General features: G+C 61.0%; 18 protein-coding genes. 4 read left to right on the top strand and 14 right to left on the bottom strand.

Annotated features, from left to right (window positions below; translation table 11 throughout):
* Positions 1–129: 129 nt before the first annotated feature.
* The 5 genes from AB6803_RS04820 to AB6803_RS04800 are packed head-to-tail and all read right to left on the bottom strand — an operon-like array spanning position 130 to position 3583.
* The gene (locus AB6803_RS04820) at positions 130–1257 is read right to left on the bottom strand and encodes an ATP-dependent RecD-like DNA helicase (protein WP_371107820.1); all 1128 of its coding nucleotides are present in this window, start codon (positions 1255–1257) and stop codon (positions 130–132) included.
* A 49-nt stretch (positions 1258–1306) separates the two neighbouring features.
* A complete protein-coding gene (locus AB6803_RS04815; protein WP_371107819.1) occupies positions 1307–1678 on the bottom strand; it encodes a nitrile hydratase accessory protein in 372 nt (123 codons plus the stop codon).
* A complete protein-coding gene (gene nthB, locus AB6803_RS04810; RefSeq protein ID WP_371107818.1) occupies positions 1665–2324 on the bottom strand; it encodes a nitrile hydratase subunit beta in 660 nt (219 codons plus the stop codon). The genes AB6803_RS04815 and nthB overlap by 14 nt, the downstream gene beginning before the upstream one ends.
* Positions 2321–2965 carry a nitrile hydratase subunit alpha gene (nthA, locus tag AB6803_RS04805; RefSeq protein WP_371107817.1) on the bottom strand — a complete coding sequence of 215 codons (645 nt, stop codon included), beginning with the start codon at positions 2963–2965 and terminating at the stop codon, positions 2321–2323. The genes nthB and nthA overlap by 4 nt, the downstream gene beginning before the upstream one ends.
* Positions 2966–2989: 24 nt before the next feature.
* Complete coding sequence (locus AB6803_RS04800) at positions 2990–3583, bottom strand: LysE family translocator (protein WP_371107816.1); 594 nt, start codon at positions 3581–3583, stop codon at positions 2990–2992.
* Between the two features lie 208 nt (positions 3584–3791).
* Between AB6803_RS04800 and AB6803_RS04795 the strand changes: the two genes are divergently transcribed.
* Positions 3792–4640 (top strand): aldo/keto reductase, encoded by an 849-nt coding sequence (locus tag AB6803_RS04795; RefSeq protein ID WP_371108326.1) that lies wholly within the window; start codon positions 3792–3794, stop codon positions 4638–4640.
* Positions 4641–4652: 12 nt separating this feature from the next.
* Here the strand turns inward: AB6803_RS04795 and AB6803_RS04790 are convergent, their stop codons facing one another.
* The 3 genes from AB6803_RS04790 to AB6803_RS04780 all read right to left on the bottom strand — a co-directional run bounded on the left by AB6803_RS04790 (position 4653) and on the right by AB6803_RS04780 (position 8258).
* Positions 4653–5621: a capsular biosynthesis protein gene (locus AB6803_RS04790; protein ID WP_371108325.1), complete on the bottom strand. Its 969-nt coding sequence runs from the start codon at positions 5619–5621 to the stop codon at positions 4653–4655.
* Between the two features lie 156 nt (positions 5622–5777).
* Entirely contained in the window at positions 5778–6350 is a 573-nt protein-coding gene (gene ilvN, locus AB6803_RS04785; protein ID WP_371107815.1) for an acetolactate synthase small subunit, read from the bottom strand.
* Between the two features lie 114 nt (positions 6351–6464).
* Positions 6465–8258 (bottom strand): acetolactate synthase 3 large subunit, encoded by a 1794-nt coding sequence (locus AB6803_RS04780; RefSeq protein WP_371107814.1) that lies wholly within the window; start codon positions 8256–8258, stop codon positions 6465–6467.
* 328 nt (positions 8259–8586) lie between these two features.
* On the opposite strand from AB6803_RS04780, the gene AB6803_RS04775 reads away from it, so the two are divergent.
* The gene (locus AB6803_RS04775; RefSeq protein WP_371107813.1) at positions 8587–10614 is read left to right on the top strand and encodes an ATP-binding protein; all 2028 of its coding nucleotides are present in this window, start codon (positions 8587–8589) and stop codon (positions 10612–10614) included.
* 6 nt (positions 10615–10620) lie between these two features.
* Here the strand turns inward: AB6803_RS04775 and miaA are convergent, their stop codons facing one another.
* A complete protein-coding gene (gene miaA / locus AB6803_RS04770) occupies positions 10621–11502 on the bottom strand; it encodes a tRNA (adenosine(37)-N6)-dimethylallyltransferase MiaA (RefSeq protein WP_371107812.1) in 882 nt (293 codons plus the stop codon).
* Positions 11503–11515: 13 nt separating this feature from the next.
* Between miaA and serB the strand changes: the two genes are divergently transcribed.
* Together serB and AB6803_RS04760 are read left to right on the top strand one after the other, a co-directional pair.
* Positions 11516–12406, top strand: coding sequence for a phosphoserine phosphatase SerB (gene serB, locus AB6803_RS04765; protein WP_371107811.1), 891 nt, complete (start codon positions 11516–11518; stop codon positions 12404–12406).
* A 35-nt stretch (positions 12407–12441) separates the two neighbouring features.
* The gene (locus AB6803_RS04760; protein WP_371107810.1) at positions 12442–13017 is read left to right on the top strand and encodes a GNAT family N-acetyltransferase; all 576 of its coding nucleotides are present in this window, start codon (positions 12442–12444) and stop codon (positions 13015–13017) included.
* A 3-nt stretch (positions 13018–13020) separates the two neighbouring features.
* Here AB6803_RS04760 and AB6803_RS04755 read toward each other — a convergent pair whose 3' ends face one another.
* From AB6803_RS04755 to AB6803_RS04735, 5 genes are all read right to left on the bottom strand, one after another.
* Positions 13021–14781 carry a Do family serine endopeptidase gene (locus AB6803_RS04755; RefSeq protein ID WP_371107809.1) on the bottom strand — a complete coding sequence of 587 codons (1761 nt, stop codon included), beginning with the start codon at positions 14779–14781 and terminating at the stop codon, positions 13021–13023.
* A 218-nt stretch (positions 14782–14999) separates the two neighbouring features.
* A complete protein-coding gene (hflC, locus tag AB6803_RS04750; RefSeq protein WP_371107808.1) occupies positions 15000–15923 on the bottom strand; it encodes a protease modulator HflC in 924 nt (307 codons plus the stop codon).
* Positions 15923–17050, bottom strand: coding sequence for an FtsH protease activity modulator HflK (hflK, locus tag AB6803_RS04745; protein ID WP_371107807.1), 1128 nt, complete (start codon positions 17048–17050; stop codon positions 15923–15925). Before hflK ends, hflC begins: the two co-directional genes overlap by 1 nt.
* 176 nt (positions 17051–17226) lie before the next feature.
* The gene (locus AB6803_RS04740) at positions 17227–17745 is read right to left on the bottom strand and encodes a dihydrofolate reductase (RefSeq protein ID WP_371107806.1); all 519 of its coding nucleotides are present in this window, start codon (positions 17743–17745) and stop codon (positions 17227–17229) included.
* Between the two features lie 107 nt (positions 17746–17852).
* Positions 17853–18689, bottom strand: a complete 837-nt coding sequence (locus AB6803_RS04735) for a DUF1932 domain-containing protein (protein ID WP_371107805.1) — start codon at positions 18687–18689, stop codon at positions 17853–17855.
* Positions 18690–18861 lie beyond the last annotated feature (172 nt).

Below are 18861 nucleotides of genomic sequence, written 5' to 3'. Positions count from 1 at the left end.
TGATTTTCAAAGAGGATGATGGCGTCGTTTTATGCCATTGCGGGCCGCAAGACCAACGAGATTCGAACATCGATCCATGCAAAAGATTGATGATCTTTCGCTCGACGCAACGCTACTCGGCCTACGGCCCTAGCGGACGATCGTCAGCGTCTCGGCAGCGCGCGTGATCGCCGTGTAGAGCCAGCGTTCGCGCGTGTCGCGGAACGCCCAGCTTTCATCGAACAGCACGACATTGTTCCACTGCGAACCCTGCGCCTTGTGGACGGTCAGCGCATAGCCATAGTCGAACTCGTCATAGCGCTTGCGCGTCGACCAGGGGATCTCGCCTTCCACATCCTCGAAGGCCTGTTTCAGCAGCTTGATCTTCGCAGCACCCCGATCCATGTCGTCATCTTCCGGCCGGATAAGCAGGTTGATACCCGGCTTCGTCGTTTCCTTGGAAGAGGTCATCACCTGCCAGAGCGAGCCGTTGAGCAGACCCTTGGCTGGATCGTTGCGCAGGCAAACCAGCTTGTCGCCGGATTGCGGATATTCTGTCGCAAAACCCTTGAGTTCACGCAGACGCTGATTGTAGCGCTTGCGGGTGCGGTTGGTGCCGACCAGCACCTGGTCCGCGTCCATCACCAAGGGCTGCGTGACCTCGTTCTTCGAAATCACCTGCGCCGCGCCATAGTCGCCGTGCATGATCTCCTTGCCTTCGCGCACATGCATGGCGAGTTGGATGATCGGATTGTCGCGAGCCTGGCGGTGAATATCCGTCAGCAGATAGTCCGGCTCTTCATTGGTGAAGAAGCCACCGCCCGAGATCGGCGGCAGCTGGCCGGGATCGCCGAGAACGAGGATCGGCGTGCCGAAACTCATCAGATCCTTGCCGAGTGCCTCGTCCACCATCGAACATTCGTCGACGATGATCAGCGCCGCCTTCGCAACCGGGCTCTGGCGATTGATGGTGAACATCGGCGCCATGGAGGTCTTGCCGGTCTCCTCATCCTCGACGGATTCTTCGCCGCGCGGACGATAGATCAGCGAATGAATGGTCTTGGCATTACTGGCCCCGCGCGAACGCAGCACCTGCGCTGCCTTGCCGGTGAAGGCCGCGAACAGCACGTCGCCGTCGACATGTTCGGCAAAATGCCGCGCGAGCGTCGTCTTGCCCGTACCGGCATAACCGAACAGACGGAACAGCGGCGAGCGCCCCTCTTTCAGCCATTTGGCAACGGCCTTGAGCGCTTCATCTTGTTGCGGCGCGAATTGCATCGTCCGACTTGGCAGGATTCGGCCCAAGGACGCAAGCAGTAAAAGCCGTTCAGCGCTGCGGATCGTTTTCCAGCAGGATCGGCTTGCCGTGCGGCGTTGCCTCCGCCGCCCGCTGCCAGCTTTTCTGCAGATCGAGGATCACGCCGGCATCGGCAACGCCGTGGCTGATCAGTAAGCCGGAAAGTGCTGCCACCCAGCAGTCGAAATAATCGCTGCCATCTTCGGCGCGGCCGGGCCTGTGCAGCTCGGAAGAAAGCCGCTCCGCCCACTCGCCCCAGCTGAACAGTCCCTTCTCATGCAAATGCACGGTCATGGCAAAGGCCTCCGCCGCCCAGGGTTCGGGGAAGACCGGTTCGCCATCGACGGATTTCGGCAGTTGCGGCGATTGCGCCAGGGGTGACGCCGTCTCACACGCGCTCAAGATAGCTCTCCCAGGCATCGATGGAGATGGTGAGCGAAGGATCGGCACCCTCGCCCCAGATTTCCGGAGCGTCGAAGACGACGGTGTAAACCCATTGCGGGTTCTCGCCTTTGCCATGGGCGTTGTCATCCGGGAAGACGAACGAGCCTTGCACGGCCTCTACCACCCCGGTCTTGGCGCGAGCATAGTGCGGCAGGCGGGTATGTCCCGTGGGATTGAAATTCTTGGTCCGCACGCGATCGCCAACCGCGAAAATCGCCGCGGTCTCGACCGGCCTGTCGCAAGGCCCGCCCTTGGCGAGAACGCCGGTAACCATATCGGCCTTCAGGACGCGCTTTGGCACAGTGCCTTGCCGCGACGAATGGCCGGCCCGCAACTCTTCGGCCGTTGCAAAGCCATGCCGCTCCAGCAGCATCTCGATACCGCGTGTCCAGATCTCGTAATAGCTGGCCGCGAGGTATTTTGCGGGCGGAATGCTTTCCCGCGCATGCCGGCTCTCATCGATGGTCCAGGCGCCGAATGCGCCGCAGGATAGCGTAATGCCGAGTGCGCGCTTTTCCCATTCGGCATGGAAATAGGGCTCATTTGGCTCCGGTGCGACCGGCCCGAAACCCATCTGCCCCCCGAGATCATGCGGCCCGTTCATAGCGCCGCCTCCGGTGACTTGGCGATCGCCGTGCCGATCATGGCATCGCGGCTGACGAGATCGGCTAGCGCCGCCTCGCCCATGCCCTCGGTACCAACGGGACGTTCGGGAATGACGAGATAACGCAGTTCCGCCGTCGAATCCCACACGCGAATTTTCTGCCCCTCCGGCAGCGTCAGGCCGAATTCCGCCAGCACGCCGCGCGGATCTATAACGGCGCGCGAGCGATAGGCCGGCGCCTTGTACCAGACCGGCGGCAGGCCGAGCACGGCCCAGGGATAACAGGAGCAAAGCGTGCAGACGACGAGGTTATGCGTCTCCGGCGTATTGAACACGGCGCGCATATGCTCGCCCTGCCGGCCTGTAAAACCGAGGCTGGCAATCGCCGCCGTCGCATCACGCCTCAACCAGTCGGCAAACTCCGGATCGCTCCAGGCCTTCGCCACCACCTGCGCACCGTTGCGCGGCCCGACCTTCGTCTCGTACGTCTCCACGATGGCATCGATCGCCAAGGGATCGATCAGCCCCTTTTCCGTCAGCAAGGTTTCCAACGCTTTCACGCGGGCCTGCATATCGGAATAGTGGTTGTCGTGATCATGGTGATGATGGTCTTCATCGTGATGCGAATGCCCGCTGGACATGGCTGTCTCCCGTCTGGTCTGCCGTTACTTTAGCATCGGCCAGAGGCTGAGCACCAGCAGGACCGCCATGGTGATATTGAACCATTTCAGCCGGACGGGATCGGAGAGCCAGTCGCGCAGCGCCGAGCCGAAGCCAGCCCAGGTGGACACACTCGGCACGTTGACGGCCGCAAATGCGAGACCGACAATAACGACGCTGATGAGATAGAGCTCGGGATTGGTATAGGTCGCCATAGCGGTCACCGCCATTACCCAGGCCTTGGGATTGACCCATTGAAAGGCCGCCGCACTCAGGAAGCTCATCGGCTGTGCGCCGCTTTCCTTTTCGGCAATACTGCGCGACGTCGCGATCTTCCAGGCGATCCAGACGAGATAGACGCCACCGGCGAACTTCAGAGCGGTGTAAAGGAGCGGCACGGTATGCAGCAACGCCCCCAACCCCAGCCCCACACCGAGCAGCAGCACGAAGAAGCCGACACCGATCCCGAGCATATGCGGGATCGTGCGGCGAAAACCGAAATTCACGCCCGATGCGAACAGCATCATATTGTTCGGCCCCGGCGTAATCGAGGTTGTGAAAGCGAACAGTAGAAGAGCCAAAAACGTATCCAGCGCCATAAAGCCTCCTCGGACACCGCTCCAGCGTGAGCAACGGCATCCACTCATTGTATGCTGTCAGCGCCCAGATCATGGCGGCGCATGGGTGGGAGACACTAATTCGCGTTGGATTCGAATGCCATAGGACGATTGTCACAGTGACATGAATGGTCTCGATTGAAATCCCGGCGAACGGACTTATCCTTGCCCTCGTTCGCAACGAGGACAGATCATGCACGACCCCATTCCCACCGTCACCCTCTCCTCCGGCATTGCGGTTCCGGCACTCGGCCAGGGCACATGGAATATGGGCGAGAATGCCGCCCGCGCCAAAGATGAAATCGCCAGCCTCAAGGTCGGCCTCGACCTTGGCATGACGCTGATCGATACCGCCGAGATGTATGGCGACGGCGGCTCCGAGGAAATCGTCGGCAGGGCCATCGAGGGACGGCGTGACGAGGTGTTTCTGGTCAGCAAGGTCTATCCCCATAATGCCAGCCGCAAGGGCACGATCGAAGCCTGCGAGCGCGGCCTGAAGCGGATGAAAACCGATCGCATCGACCTCTATCTGCTGCATTGGCGCGGCGAACATCCGCTGGCCGAAACGGTCGCTGCTTTCGAAAGCCTCAAGACTGCCGGCAAGATCGGTGCTTGGGGCGTATCGAACTTCGATGTCGACGATATGGAGGAACTGCTTGCAGTTCCCGACGGCAGCAACGTCGCCGCCAACCAGGTGCTCTATAATCTCGTCCGGCGCGGCATCGAATATGATGTGCTGCCCTGGTGCCAGGAGCGCAACATTCCGATCATGGCCTATTCGCCGATCGAACAGGGCCGGTTGCTGCATCATCCCGACCTGATTCACATCGCCAAGACCTACCAGGCGACGCCGGCCCAGGTTGCGCTCGCCTTCCTGCTGGAACGCGAAGGCGTGATCGCCATCCCCAAGAGCTCCAATCCGCAACGAGTGGAGGAAAATCGCGACGCCGTTTCGCTCGACATCAGCGATGAGGACTGGGCCACCCTCGACGCCGCCTTCCCGCCGCCGTCAAGGAAGAAGCCGCTGGAAATGCTCTAATCAAGGTCTTTGCTAGGCCGCGGCGCGCTGCTGCTCGACGATCAGCTCGATCGCCTGAAAAACATCCATCAATTGCCACGTCGCGGGATCGCGATAGGTCGGATAAAGCGAAAAGGCCGCCGCGGCGATCTGGTCGACCGTCCGCCGTTTCGTTCTGTTTCCGGCAAGCGTCACCTTCGCAAGCACGCCAAAATAATCTTCCGTCACGCCCCAGCCAGCATAGAAGGGCGCGGCATAGCAGCGAACCGGAATGCCGCGCAGCAGCGCATCGAAGCCGAACTGGCTGGAGACTGTCCAGACCTCATCCACGACCTCAAGAATCGACGCCACCGATACGGCATCGTTGACAAAGATCGCTCCATCCCTGGCGGCGGTCTCCGTGGTCAGATACCCCTTGGCATGGCCAGCCATGACGTCCGGATGCGTCCGGATCAGGCACTGCGCATCGCTTGCCAACGCATCGGCGAGCATCCGCTCGAAAGAGGCGCGTGAACCGAGCGCCTTACCAACGGAGATATCGCCGACAACCTGATCGACCAGCAGGATGCGGCGCTTCGTCGTCCGCTCGATCGCCGGCGCCCTGTGCGGCAGGTGATTGTATTTCGAGAGCCCGTGAAGAACGATCTGCTCGCGGATGGCCTTGCCCAGCTCCCCGGCACCCTCCGCGCCGGCGATCAGCCGCTCAAGACGCGAGGGTCGGCTCGCATCCACCGGCAGACCTAGATCGTCGACCACGATGGAGAGCGGCATCGCACCCGCCTTCCCGAGGCCGACCGAGCGTAGAAAACCGTCTTCCAGATTCCAGCGCGGCAGACCGCGTAGCCTTGAAATCGTTGCCGCCGCCTTTGCCGGCACGCGGCCGCCCCAGGACAGCACGCCGCCGATGCCGGGCGACAGGGTGGTCGCGATCTTCTGCGCCCCGAAATATTGGCCAAGCCAGGGAAAGGCGTTACGGACATAAAAGGTAGCGCCGAGACGCATACCATCAGGCGGATACCAGCTCTTCTCACCGGCTTCCCGCAAATGATCCCCGGTTGAAAACCCCACCTATGCTACCCCGCCTGAGATAGGGCCAATCACGCCCCAAGCGCCGCGAAACCTACGCGACGCTCGGAAGCCGGTCAACGACGGAAGCTTTTACATCCCCTGCGGACCGCGGTTCATGGCAGCAATACCGGTGCGGCAGACTTCGATCAGGCCGAGCGGCTTCACGATGGCCACGAACTGGTCGATCTTGGAGGACTTGCCGGTGATTTCGAAAATGAAATGCTCGACGGTGGCATCCACCACCTTGGCGTGGAAGGCATCGGCCAGGCGCAGCGTCTCGGCGCGGGTTTCGCCGCTTCCGGTGACCTTCAGCAGCGCCACTTCGCGCTCGATCGGCCGCTCCTGGCCGAGTTCGCGGGCGCGCACCGTCAGGTCGACGACGCGATGAACCGGCACGATGCGCTCAAGCTGTGCCTTGATCTGCTCCAGTACCTGCGGCGTGCCGCGCGTGACGACGGTGATGCGCGACAGATGCGCCTGATGCTCGGTCTCCGAAACGGTGAGGCTTTCGATGTTGTAGCCGCGACCGGAGAAAAGGCCGATGACGCGGGCAAGCACCCCGGGTTCGTTGTCGACGAGGACCGATAGCGTATGGCTCTCGGCCGCCGCCGTTTCCGGCGAAATGAAGTAGGCGGAGCCCGTGGGTTGAAGGTGTGCGTTCATTGTCCTTGTTCCGTTTCCTCGGTTTTATCTTCGGGAAGTCAGCAGGGCGTCTACAATATAGCCCCTAATCGAAAGGCGCGGGACACGGGAATTCCCCGTGTCCCGGCGATCCGATCAAACGAGCTGCCGGCCTTTGGCGTCGATGGCGTTGGCGACGGCTTCGTCGGTGGCTTCGTCCGGCAGCAGCATCTCGTTATGCGCCTTGCCCGAGGGGATCATCGGGAAGCAGTTGGCGAGATTGGCGACGCGGCAATCGAAGATGACCGGCTTGTTGACGTCGATCATCTCCTGGATGGCGGCATCGAGATCGCCGGGCTTTTCGCAGCGCAGGCCGACAGCACCATAGGCTTCCGCCAGCTTGACGAAATCCGGCATGGCTTCCGTATAGGAGTTCGACAGGCGGTTGCCGTGCAGCAACTGCTGCCATTGGCGTACCATGCCCATATACTGGTTGTTCAGGATGAAGATCTTGATCGGCGCATTGTGCTGGATCGCCGCCGACATTTCCTGAATGCACATCTGGATCGAGGCATCGCCGGCGATATCGATGACCAGGCTTTCCGGATGGGCGATCTGTACGCCAAGAGCCGCCGGCAGGCCGTAGCCCATGGTGCCGAGACCGCCCGAGGTCATCCAGCGGTTCGGCTCCTCGAAGCCGAAGAACTGCGCCGCCCACATCTGATGCTGGCCGACCTCGGTCGTGATGTAGGTATCGCGATGCTTGGTCAGCTCATAGAGGCGCTGAATGGCATATTGCGGCATGATGACATCGCCGCTCTGCTTGTAGGCGAAGGAATTGCGCGCGCGCCAACGGGCAATATTCGCCCACCAATCGCCGAGGCGATCGGCAGCCGGCTTCTGCGGCAAGGCCCGCCAAAGGCGAACCATGTCTTCCAGAACATTGCCGACATCGCCGAGGATGCCGATATCGACATGAACGTTCTTGTTGATCGACGACGGATCGATGTCGATGTGGATCTTCTTCGAATTCGGCGAAAAGGCATTCAGGCGGCCGGTAATACGGTCGTCGAAGCGCGCGCCGATGCAGACCATGACGTCGCAATCATGCATCGCCATGTTGGCTTCGTAGGAACCATGCATGCCGAGCATGCCGAGCCAGCTCTTGCCCGATGCCGGATAGGCGCCGAGACCCATCAGCGTCGAGGTAATCGGGAAACCGGTCAGCTCGACCAGTTCACGCAGCAACTTGGAGGCTTCCGGGCCGGAATTGACGACGCCGCCGCCGGAATAGATGACCGGCTGGCGCGCATTCGCCATCAGCTCGATAGCCTGCTTGATCTTGTTGAGATCGCCCTGCAACTTGGGCTGATAGCTCTTCTGGGCATCATGCGCTTCCGGCGGCGTATAGGTGCCGGTGGCAAACTGAACATCCTTCGGAATATCGACAACAACCGGACCCGGACGGCCGGATTGGGCGATGCGGAATGCCTCGTGAATGACAGCTGCGAGCTTGTTGACGTCCTTGACCAGCCAATTGTGCTTGGTGCAGGGCCGTGTGATGCCGACCGTGTCGCATTCCTGGAATGCGTCCGAGCCGATCAGTGAGGTCGGAACCTGGCCCGTCAGGCAGACGAGCGGGATCGAATCCATCAGTGCGTCCTGCAGCGGCGTGACGGCATTGGTCGCGCCGGGGCCGGAGGTAACCAGCATGACGCCGACTTTGCCGGTCGAGCGGGCATAGCCTTCGGCCGCATGGCCGGCGCCCTGCTCGTGGCGCACGAGAATGTGCTGGATATCGTCCTGCTGGAAGATCTCGTCATAGATCGGAAGAACGGCGCCGCCCGGATAACCGAAAATGTGTTCGACGCCATTGTCCTTGAGCGCCCGCAACACGATCTCCGCGCCTGTCATCTGATTGCTGCTCGCCTGATTATCTGTGCCGGTCATACGTTTGTTCCGCTATCTGCTGGAGGTTTGGAAAAATGAAATCTCGATTTCGGGCATAAAAAAAGGCTCCTTGGGGAGCCTGTTGTCTAGCGCATGGGTGGCTATCGCCGGATGGTTACACCATCCTGCCCATGCGCATTCCCACCACGATAAGAGCCGTCGAGTTTTTCATGGGCTGGAGTGATAGACAGAAAATTTCCAAGCGTCAACGCATTCCGCAATAAAAAATCGCGAGGCGCGTCGATCCGCTTAAAAAGCGCAGCCTTCCGAAAGGGTTTTATTAAGCCGCCCTCCCTATGCTCCGTCTCCTAACGCTGGGAGTAGCCGTTTGCTCAATAACGACTTGCAGACGTCCGGCAAAGCTGGAGACCTTGATCGCCGTGACGTGCTGAAGCCGGGAAATCGTTTTCTCGGCCGCGTTGTCGCGTGTACCGGTTCCAGGGCAACTATCGCCGCGGTCGCCGAGGATGGCGGCACCGATCTGACCGAGCTCTGGTCCGTCGGCAAGCTGATCTCGATCAGCGTCGGCAGCAATCGCGTCGCGGCCCTCGTCTATGCCATGAATACCGGCAGTAGCGGCTGGGGCGAAGGTGAGGACAATCTTTTCCGCATCGAGGTGGAGCTATTGGGCGAGGTCCGCGTCGGACTGAATGGCCGCGAAGAATTTTCGAGCGGCATTTCAGCCTATCCCTATCTCGGCGCCATCGCACATCGCATGCGCGCCGCCGACCTCATGCGGATCTATGACGCTGGCAAGGACAGCAGCTGCGTCATCGGCAAGCTGACGCAGGATGAGAGCATCGACGCCGCCATCCATATTCCCTCGATGCTGGCCAAGCATTTTGCCGTGGTCGGCTCCACCGGCGTCGGCAAATCGACCGCCGTCTCGCTGCTCCTGCACAAGGCGATCGCCTCCGATCCCAAGCTGCGCGTGCTGATCCTCGACCCGCACAACGAATTCGCCGCCGCCTTTCCCAAGCACTCCGTCGTCATCGATACCGATACGCTCGACCTGCCCTTCTGGCTCATGCGGTTGGAAGAATTTGCCGAAGTCATCTTTCGTGGTCGTCCACCGATCGCCGAAGAACTGGACATGCTGCGCGATATCATTCCGGAGGCAAAACGCGCCTTTCGTGGCAGCGACTCGCCACTGATGCGCCGCCAGTCCGAAAAAAGCTCGGTGACCGCCGATACGCCGGTCCCCTATCGCATGGCCGACCTCTTGGCTCTGATCGACGAGCGCATCGGCCGGCTCGAGGGCCGTCAGGAAAAACCGCATCTGCGCTCGCTGAAAATGCGCGTCATCTCGGCAATCAACGATCCGCGCTACCACTTCATGTTCTCCAACAACACGATCAGCGACACGATCATGGAGACGATCGCGCAGATCTTCCGCATTCCAGGCGACGACAAGCCGATCTGTACCTTTCAGCTCGCCGGCATCCCCTCCGAAGTCGTCAATTCCGTCGCCTCCGTCCTCTGCCGCATGGCCTTCGAACTCACGCTCTGGAGCGATGGCGCGATCCACATGCTCGTCGTCTGCGAAGAGGCGCATCGCTATATTCCCGCTGATCCGACGCTCGGCTTCTTCCCGACCCGCCAGGCGATCGCCCGCATTGCCAAGGAAGGCCGCAAATACGGCGTATCGCTCGGCATCATCACCCAGCGCCCGGGCGAACTCGACCAGACGATCCTGTCGCAATGCTCGACAGTGTTCGCCATGCGTCTCGCCAACGACCGCGACCAAGACATCATCCGCTCCGCCATTCCGAATTCCTCGATCTCGACCACCAGCTTCCTCTCCTCCATCGGCAACGGCGAAGCCATTGCCTTTGGTGAGGCGATCGCCGTGCCGATGCGTATGCGCTTTTCCCGCGTCGAGGAGCATCTGCTGCCGAAGGCCAATGGCAGCGTTGCGAGAACGAGCGATGAAACGCCCGACACCGTCGATCTGCGCACCATCGTCAGCCGCATGCGCTCGATCACAGGTCCCGATATCTCCGCCTTCCAGCAGAGCTACACAGCTTCGAGCGACGAAGCGGATGATAGGGCCGAGGATTATCGCGAGCAGCCTACGCCCACGCCGCAACCGACAAGAATTGCCGCGCCGCCGATAGAGCCCTATCGACCCGACATGCTGCCGCGCGCTCCGGCACCCGCCATCGACGCCACGCCCCGGACATCGATCGATAGCCGGCTTGCCGAACTGCGCCACGACTATCGTGGCAATGACAATTCAGGCAGCCGACCGGTCCCGGCAAGAGACGGTTCCTCACCGCCGCAACGCGAGCCCGGCCTGTCACTGCGCGACAGCATCCTGAAAAAGCCGCTGAGCAGCCTTTACAACAAGGACTGACACCAGCTACGAGCTGACGCGCTCCCAGCTCCCGTCCATCTGATTGCGAAACCAGGTCATTTGCCGCTTGGCATATTGCCGCGTCGCGGCCGCACCAGTGTCCAGAACCTCCGCGCGCGTCATCTCCCCCCTCAGCATCGCGGTGATCTGCGATACGCCGATCGCCTTCATGACGGGCATGTCCGGTGACAGATCCAGCGCCAGTAGCGCCTTCACCTCATCTTCGGCCCCCATGGCGAGCATCTTTTCGAAACGGCCGTTGATGCGCTGATGCAGGACGGCACGATCCGGCAGCACCACCATTTTCCGCGCGCGATCGGCGTTGATAATGACAGGCCCTGTCTTACCCTGAAAAGCCGCGATGGATTGTCCCGTCGCCTCGATCACCTCCAGAGCCCGCACGATGCGCTGACCGTCCTGGGGATTGAGGCTTTCTGCCACGGCGGTATCGCGATCGAGGAGCTCGCGATAAAGCTCGTCGGTCTCCTCAACCAGCAGCCGCTCCCGCAGGCGGCTACGAATCTCCGTAGGAATATCGGGCATGTCGGAAAGCCCACCGGTTAGCGCCTTGAAATAAAGCCCTGTGCCGCCGACAAAAACCGGCATCCGCCCTTCTTCGCGCAATTGCGCCACCAATGCCGCCGCCTCGCGCAGCCAGACACCGGTGGAATAAGCTTGCCCCGCCGGCACATGGCCGTAAAGATGATGCGGAATGCCGTTCATATCCGCTTCAGATGGGCGAGCCGTCAGCACGCTGAGTGTGTCATAAACCTGCATGCTGTCGGCATTGACGACAACGCCGCCATGCGCGCGCGCCAATTCCACCGCAAGCGCGGACTTGCCGCTGGCGGTCGGCCCGGTTATCAGGATCGCGTCGATATCGCTCATAGGATTTCTGATCATGGCCTTCGTTGCCACGCTTATTGCCAATCCGTCAAACCCCGTTCTCGCTTCGGCCATCGCCGAGCGCGCGTCGGACGCCGTCAAAGCGTCGGGACTTTATTGGCTGGCCGACGGCATCGCCTGCGATATCGCATTGCGCGACGGCACCGACCTCAAGGCCGCCGAAACCGATATTCGCGCGGTCATCGCCAGCGCGCCGATCGATCTGGTCATCCAGGACGCGGAGACGCGCCGCAAGAAGCTGCTGATCGCCGACATGGATTCGACCATGATCGGCCAGGAGTGCATCGACGAGCTGGCAGCCGAAGTCGGCCTCAAGGACCAGGTCGCGACGATTACCGCCCGCGCCATGAACGGCGAGATTGCCTTCGAGCCGGCCCTGCGCGAACGGGTCGCTCTTTTGAAGGGCTTGCCGATCTCGGTGGTCGACGAGGTCATCGCCAAGCGCATCACCCTCACTCCAGGCGGACTCGAACTGATCGCCACGATGAAGGCGAAGGGCTACTACACCGCGCTCGTCTCCGGCGGCTTCACCGTCTTCACCAGCCGTATCGCCGCGACCCTGGGTTTCGATGAGGACCGCGCCAACATCCTGACGGAAGACAACGGCATTCTGAACGGCCATGTCGCCGAACCGATCCTCGGCAAGCAGGCCAAGGTCGACGCGCTGATTGAGATCGCCGAAAAGCTCGGCATCTCCCCAGATGACGCTCTCGCCGTCGGCGACGGCGCCAATGATCTCGGCATGCTGCAACTCGCCGGCTCCGGCGTCGCGCTCCACGCCAAACCATCCGTCGCCGCTGAAGCCAAGATGCGCATCGACCACGGCGACCTGACCGCCCTGCTCTACATTCAGGGCTATCGAAAGAGTGATTTCGTCAGAGCATAATTTCGGCGGGAACGCATCAAGGATCGTATGCCATCATGATCATTGCCGAAACCGAACGCCTCATCATCCGCAACTGGCGGGACGAAGATCGTGATCTCGCCTATGAGATCAATTCCGATGATAGGGTGATGGAATTCTTTCCATTTCGCCGCAATCGCGTGGAAGCGGATGCATTTTTCGAGCGCGTGCGATCCATGATCGTCGACACTGGTCTTGGCCTCTATGCGCTGGAGCTCAAGGCCAGTGGCGAGGCCATCGGATACTGCGGGCTGATGCGGACGGATCATCTGGAGCCGTTCGTCCCGGTAGGAACCGTCGAGATCGGCTGGCGGCTGGTGCCGCAGCATTGGGGCAAGGGGCTTGTCAGCGAAGCGGCGCGGGCGTTGCTCGCCCGCGGTTTCGAGACGCTCGATCTCGACCGGATCGTCTCCTTCGCCGTCCACAACAACGTCAGATCGACGTCCGTGATGGAGCGGATCGGCATGCATCGGGTCGAGGACGGCGATTTCGATCACCCCGGCGTGCCAGATACCCACCCTCACCTGAAGCGCCATGTACTCTACAGCCTGGCCGCCGCCGAATGGCGGTCGCGGCAAGCGCCGAAAAACTGACGGTTACTCCAGCGCCACGGCGATGAAACGCAGGTCACCACTCGGAGACGCGATCATCAACTGCGCGTTGCGCCGGCCTTCCCGCTTCAGCGATGCGACCTTCTCCGAGGCAGCGGTCGGCGTCTGTACGAATTCCTGCGCCACTTCGACGACGATATCGCCGGGCTTCAGTCCCTTCTCGGCCGCGGCCGAACCCGGTGCGACCTCGGTGATGACGACACCATCGACACTGTCGGCGATGCCGAAGCTCTTGCGGTTTTCGGCGTTCAGCGTTGCGAGCTTCATGCCAAGCACATTCTGGGCAGCCTGTTGCTGCGGTGCCTGTTGTGGCTGATCGCTGCCCTGGTCCTGACCGTCCATGCCGTCGTCGTTATCATCACCCCCATCGGGATTGATGACGCCGTCATTGCCGCCGCTGCCATTGTCGTCCGGCGCGAGCTTCGGCGTCTTGCTCTTGTCCTCGCCGCCCTTGTCGCTGCTTGCCGCTGCCGCCTGATCGCTATCCTCGAGCCGGCCGAGCGTAACCTTGACGGTCTGCTGCTTGCCGTCGCGCATGATGACCACATCGACAGCCTTGCCTACCGGACTTTCGGCGACGACGCGCGGCAAGTCGCGCATCTCGTCCACGTCCTTGCCATCGAATTTCAGGATGACATCGCCGGCCTTGATCGAACCATTGTCGACGGGCCCACCCTTGATGACACCGGCTACCAGCGCGCCCTTGGCGCCATCGAGGCCGAGACTGTTGGCGACATCGTCGGTGACCGGCTGAATGCGCACACCAAGCCAGCCGCGGCGGGTCTCGCCAAAATCCATCAGCTGCTTGACGACACCTTCGGCCAGCTCGGACGGCACGGCAAAGCCGATGCCGATGGAACCGCCGCTCGGGGAAATGATAGCCGTGTTGATGCCGATCACCTCACCCTTCATGTTGAAGAGCGGGCCGCCGGAGTTGCCCTTGTTGATCGCCGCATCCGTCTGGATGAAATTGTCATAGGGGCCGGCATTGATGTTGCGGCCCCGCGCCGAGACGATGCCGACAGTCACCGAGCCGCCGAGGCCGAAGGGATTGCCGATGGCCATCACCCAATCGCCGATCCGCATCTTGGCGGAATCGCCGAACTTTACCGAGACCAGCGGCCGCTTCGACTCCACCTTGAGCACGGAAAGGTCGGTCTTCGTATCCGTGCCGATCAGCCGCGCCTTCAGCTTGTTGCCATTCGGAAAAATTACCTCGATATCGTCAGCGCCTTCGATGACGTGATTGTTGGTGACGATATAGCCGGTGGGATCGATGACGAAGCCGGAGCCGAGCGAGCTGACCTTACGATTGCTGTTGTCGTTGTTGCGGTTCTTGAAGAAGTCGTTGAAGAAATCCTGGAACGGCGAATTGTCGGGCACCTTGGGTGTTGCCGGGCCATCGCCCTCATCCTTGACCTTCTGCGACGTCGAAATATTGACCACCGCATCGAGCAGTCCGGATGCCAGATCGGCAACGGAAGCTGGGCCAGCATTCATCGCCGGATTGCCAGCAATCGCGGGTGCGGCGGCCGGATTTTGAGCTGTCGTCCCGGTCGAGCCAATTGCCGGAGCCTGAGCCGGATTGGTTGCTGCGGCTGGTGCCTGACTGTCGGCGGTCGAGGGGGTCTGCGCCGTCTGCGCACGCGCCTGTTCGACACTGCCCAGAACGGGGCCGGCTATCAGCGCCACACTGGCCAGAAGAGCGAACGAACGTCTGAAAGACAGGCGAATGGTCAAGGCCATCAGGCATCCTCATCGAGAAAGGGAAATCTTTTATAAGCATCACCATAAGGCGGAATGATGAAGCGTGTAATCACCTTTTTGCGATATCCCCGCAGCTCTCTCCAACCTTTACGATCATGGTAGAGCTGACACGGTTCCACAAAAAAACAAGGGGCCGCCAACCGGCAGCCCCTCGAATTTCAGCTATGTATCGCTCGCCAATTTGCGAGCTTCATCGTTCACGGCTTGGCCGGTGCCGGCGTGCCCGACGTGGTGGCCGAGCCGGTCGAACTGTCGAAATACTTGAAGAATTCCGACTGGTTCGGCGGCAGCACCAGCGTCTTGCCGCCAGAGCCGAACGACGAGCGATAGGCCGCCATCGAGCGATAGAACTCATAGAAGCTCGGATCGCGCGTGGAGGCATCGGCAAAGATGCCGTTGCGCTCGGCTTCGCCCTGACCACGCAGGATTTCCGAATCCTTCTGCGCATCCGCCAGTATCTCGACAACCTGGCGGTCGGCGATGGCGCGGCGGCGCTGGCCTTCTTCGTTACCGCGGGCGCGGATCAGTTCCGCTTCCGCCAGACGTTCGGCCTTCATACGGTCGTAGGTCTGCTGCGACACTTCCTGGGTCAGGTCGGTGCGGCGGATGCGAACATCCTCGATGTTGAGGCCGAGGGTCTCCGCGTCGCGATGCAGGTCGTCACGCACTTCCGTCATCATCGAGGCGCGCTCTTCGGACAGAGCGGCTTCGAAACCGCGAAGACCGTAGACCCGGCGCAGCGATGCGTCGAGGCGGGTTCTGAGACGCGATTCCGCCGCATCGCGATCGCCCGATACCGTCTCGCGGAATTTCCGCGCATCGGTGATTCTGTAGACGACGAACGCGTCAACCTCATAGAACTTGCCGCCCGAAACCTGGACACGGATATTGTCCAGATCGAAGCGCAGTTCCTGATCCTGGATATATTGCACCCGATCGGCATCCATGAAGGCGAAAGGCAGCTTGAAGTAGAGGCCCGGCTCGGTCTTGACTTCGCGGATCTGGCCGAAGCGCAGAACGATTGCTTGCTCGCGGGCATTAACCACGAAGACCGAGGAATAAACGATCAGCAGCAGCACCGCGAGCGCGATGAGAATGGTTGGCAAACGGCTGGACGTCATTATTTGGCCTCCGGCTGAACTACAGTTGCAGGCTTGCCACCCGTCTGCGTCGTGGACTTGCCGAGATCATTCAGCGGCAAGTAGGGCAAGACGCTCTGCTTGTCGTCGATGATGATGCTGTTGGAATTGCCGATAACGGACTCCATGGTTTCTAGGAACAACCGCTTGCGGGTCACATCCGGCGCCTTGACGTATTCGTCGTAGATCGAGATGAAACGCTGTGCCTCACCCTGAGCTTCCTTGACGACACGATCCTTGTAGGCAGCAGCCTCTTCGCGAATCTGGGCGGCACCACCACGGGCCTGACCCAGCTTCTGGTTGGCGTATTGGTTCGCCTCTTGTACCTGCTGGTCTTCGTTCTGCTCGGCGCGCTGCACCTCGTCGAAGGCATCGGCCACTTCGCGCGGCGGAGATACGTCCTCGATCGGCACGGCATTGATGGAAATGCCGGCGCTATAGCGATCCATCGTGTCCTGAATGATGTTTCTCACTTCGACCGCGACCTGCTGACGATTGTCGCGGTAGATGTCCTGGGCGGGACGACGACCGACCACTTCGCGCATGGCGCTTTCAGCGACCTGCTGCAGCGTCTCATCAGGGCTTTCAACCTCGAAGAGATAGGCCTGCGGATTGGTAACGGTGTAGAGCACCGAGAACTGAACGTTGACGATATTCTGGTCGCCCGTCAGCATCAGACCGGCATTGGAGCCGGAACCCGAACGCCCGCCGATATTGCGCTGCTGCTCGGTCACCTTGGCGATCTCGACGCGATCCATCGGCCAGAAATGGAAATGCAGGCCAGGCATGGACACCTCGGCGCGCGGCTTGCCGAACCGCAGTTCGACGCCACGCTCGTCCGGCTGAACCGTATAGACGCACTGAATAAGCCAGAAAACGGCAATAACCGCCGCTACAATAAGAAAGGCGCCGCCATTGAAACCGCCGGGCACAAGCCCCTTCAGCCGGTCCTGGCCACGGCGAATAATGTCTTCGAGGTCGGGTGGCCCGCCACTACCGTTTCCACGCGGCCGGTTCGGTCCCTGCCCCCATGGTCCTTGATTATTTCCTCCGCCGCCGCCACCGCCGCCCCAAGGGCCGCCGCCGCCATTCTGATTGCTCCAGGGCATCAAAACCTCTTTGTTAGTGAACTCCCAGTCATCGCGCTAAACTTTGTCATTCGCAGTGCGAAATCCACAAGTTGCGGCGATTGTCCCCGTTATAGGTATCGACACACCTGCTTTCAACGCAACTTCAGGAAGTTAGGCGGATTTATTGGAAAATAATTGAATTCCACATACGGCTTTTACGCCTTTCGCCTGAAATAGCTGACAAAGCGTGTCGGATAATTGTCCTTCTCACCCGCCGGCACGGCAAGCTCGCTATCGACCTGCCATAGCGCCGGATCGATCGCCGGAAAGGACGTGTCACCGTCCACATCGGCTTCCACATGGGTAATCAACAGCCGGTCGGCACGGCTCATTGCCTGGCGATAAATCTCGCCGCCGCCGAGGATGCAGATCTCGTCCACGCCGCTTTCCGCCGCGAGACGAGCCGCGACATCGATGGCATCATCCAGCGAATGCACGACCGTCACGCCTTCGGCCGAAAAATCGCTATCACGCGTGATCACCACGTTCGGGCGGCCCGGCAGCGGCTTGCCGATCGATTGGAACGTCTTGCGCCCCATGATGACAGGCTTGCCAAGCGTCAGCGCTTTGAAGCGCTTGAGATCGGACGACAGCCGCCAGGGCATGTCACCATCACGGCCGATAATACCGTTGCGCGATACGGCAACGACGATGGTCTTGATTGGTGCGCTCATCCTTCTCCCTCGCTCAGCGATCGACGGCCTCATATGCGCGTCAGGCTCGTCGCCTTGCAAGCTGATATCCGCGGCTATGCAAGCAAAAGTGCTCGCCCGCCATAAGATCAAGCATCGCTATTGAGCTGATCCAGCTCGCCGGCAAGCATACCGCCGGCGGCGCGATCCTCCGCCATCTTGCGATAGAGACCCGCCATTCCCTTGAAGATCAGGGCTGCGGGATCGTCCTCTCCGAGGAATTCGGCGATCTCCTCCATCTCCGCAACCCAGCGATAGGCTTTCGGATACATGTCCGGAATGCCATGCACAAACTTGCGGTCAAGGTCGGGCAGGCTCTCCTGAAGTTCCCGCTTCAAGGCCTGGTCCGCTCCAGACCTGATCGCCGCAAGCAGCATGGCGGTGCCGAGGCCCGTAACGCCCTTGTTGATGCCGGCGTAGCACATCTTCAATGCCGATGCGGCGCCGATCGGCCCGTCGATGCGGCGCACTTGAAGCCCATGATCGGCGAGTACGCCGCTCTTGTTTGCGGCATCGCCGCTGACGTAGAGCTTGGGGCCTTTCTGGCCGGGCTGCGGCGGACCGCCGATGATGGATCCGTCCAGGACCTCTCCACAGTCGCTGCCGAAAACCGACGCAACCTGTGCCATCGTCTTCGGCGATATCGCATTACAGTCCATGAATATCGTCGTCCGGCCACGGCGGCGCAACGCGGCCGACAGAGCCTCGGCCACGCCGACAGCCTCGGCGGGCGGAACGATGGAGAGGATGATGTCGGCCTCGATGATGCCATCCAGCCCGACGGCATTCATGCCCGCCGCCTTTGCCCGCTCCACGGTCGCGACTGAGCGGCCCTCGAGATCGGTGAGCACCCGGGCACCACTTTCGACCAATCGCCCCGCAATGGCGCTCCCCATCGCGCCAGCTCCAATCACTCCGATATCCACCAGCGATCTCCTTCCCCTTGTGCAAAGATGAAGGCTATCTGGTGCCTCGCGGAATACATGGTGGGTAAGGCGCGAAACGACGCGGGATAGCTTCCGGCCTATTCGTAAATAAAAATGGCTCGGGATGTAAGTCAACTTCGCGAGATGACGAGGCTGCTGCGACCGGCGCCGC

It is taken from the genome of Rhizobium sp. RCC_161_2, from assembly GCF_041355235.1.
Lineage (GTDB): Bacteria > Pseudomonadota > Alphaproteobacteria > Rhizobiales > Rhizobiaceae > Rhizobium.
This window is presented reverse-complemented; position numbering and strand designations above follow the sequence as displayed.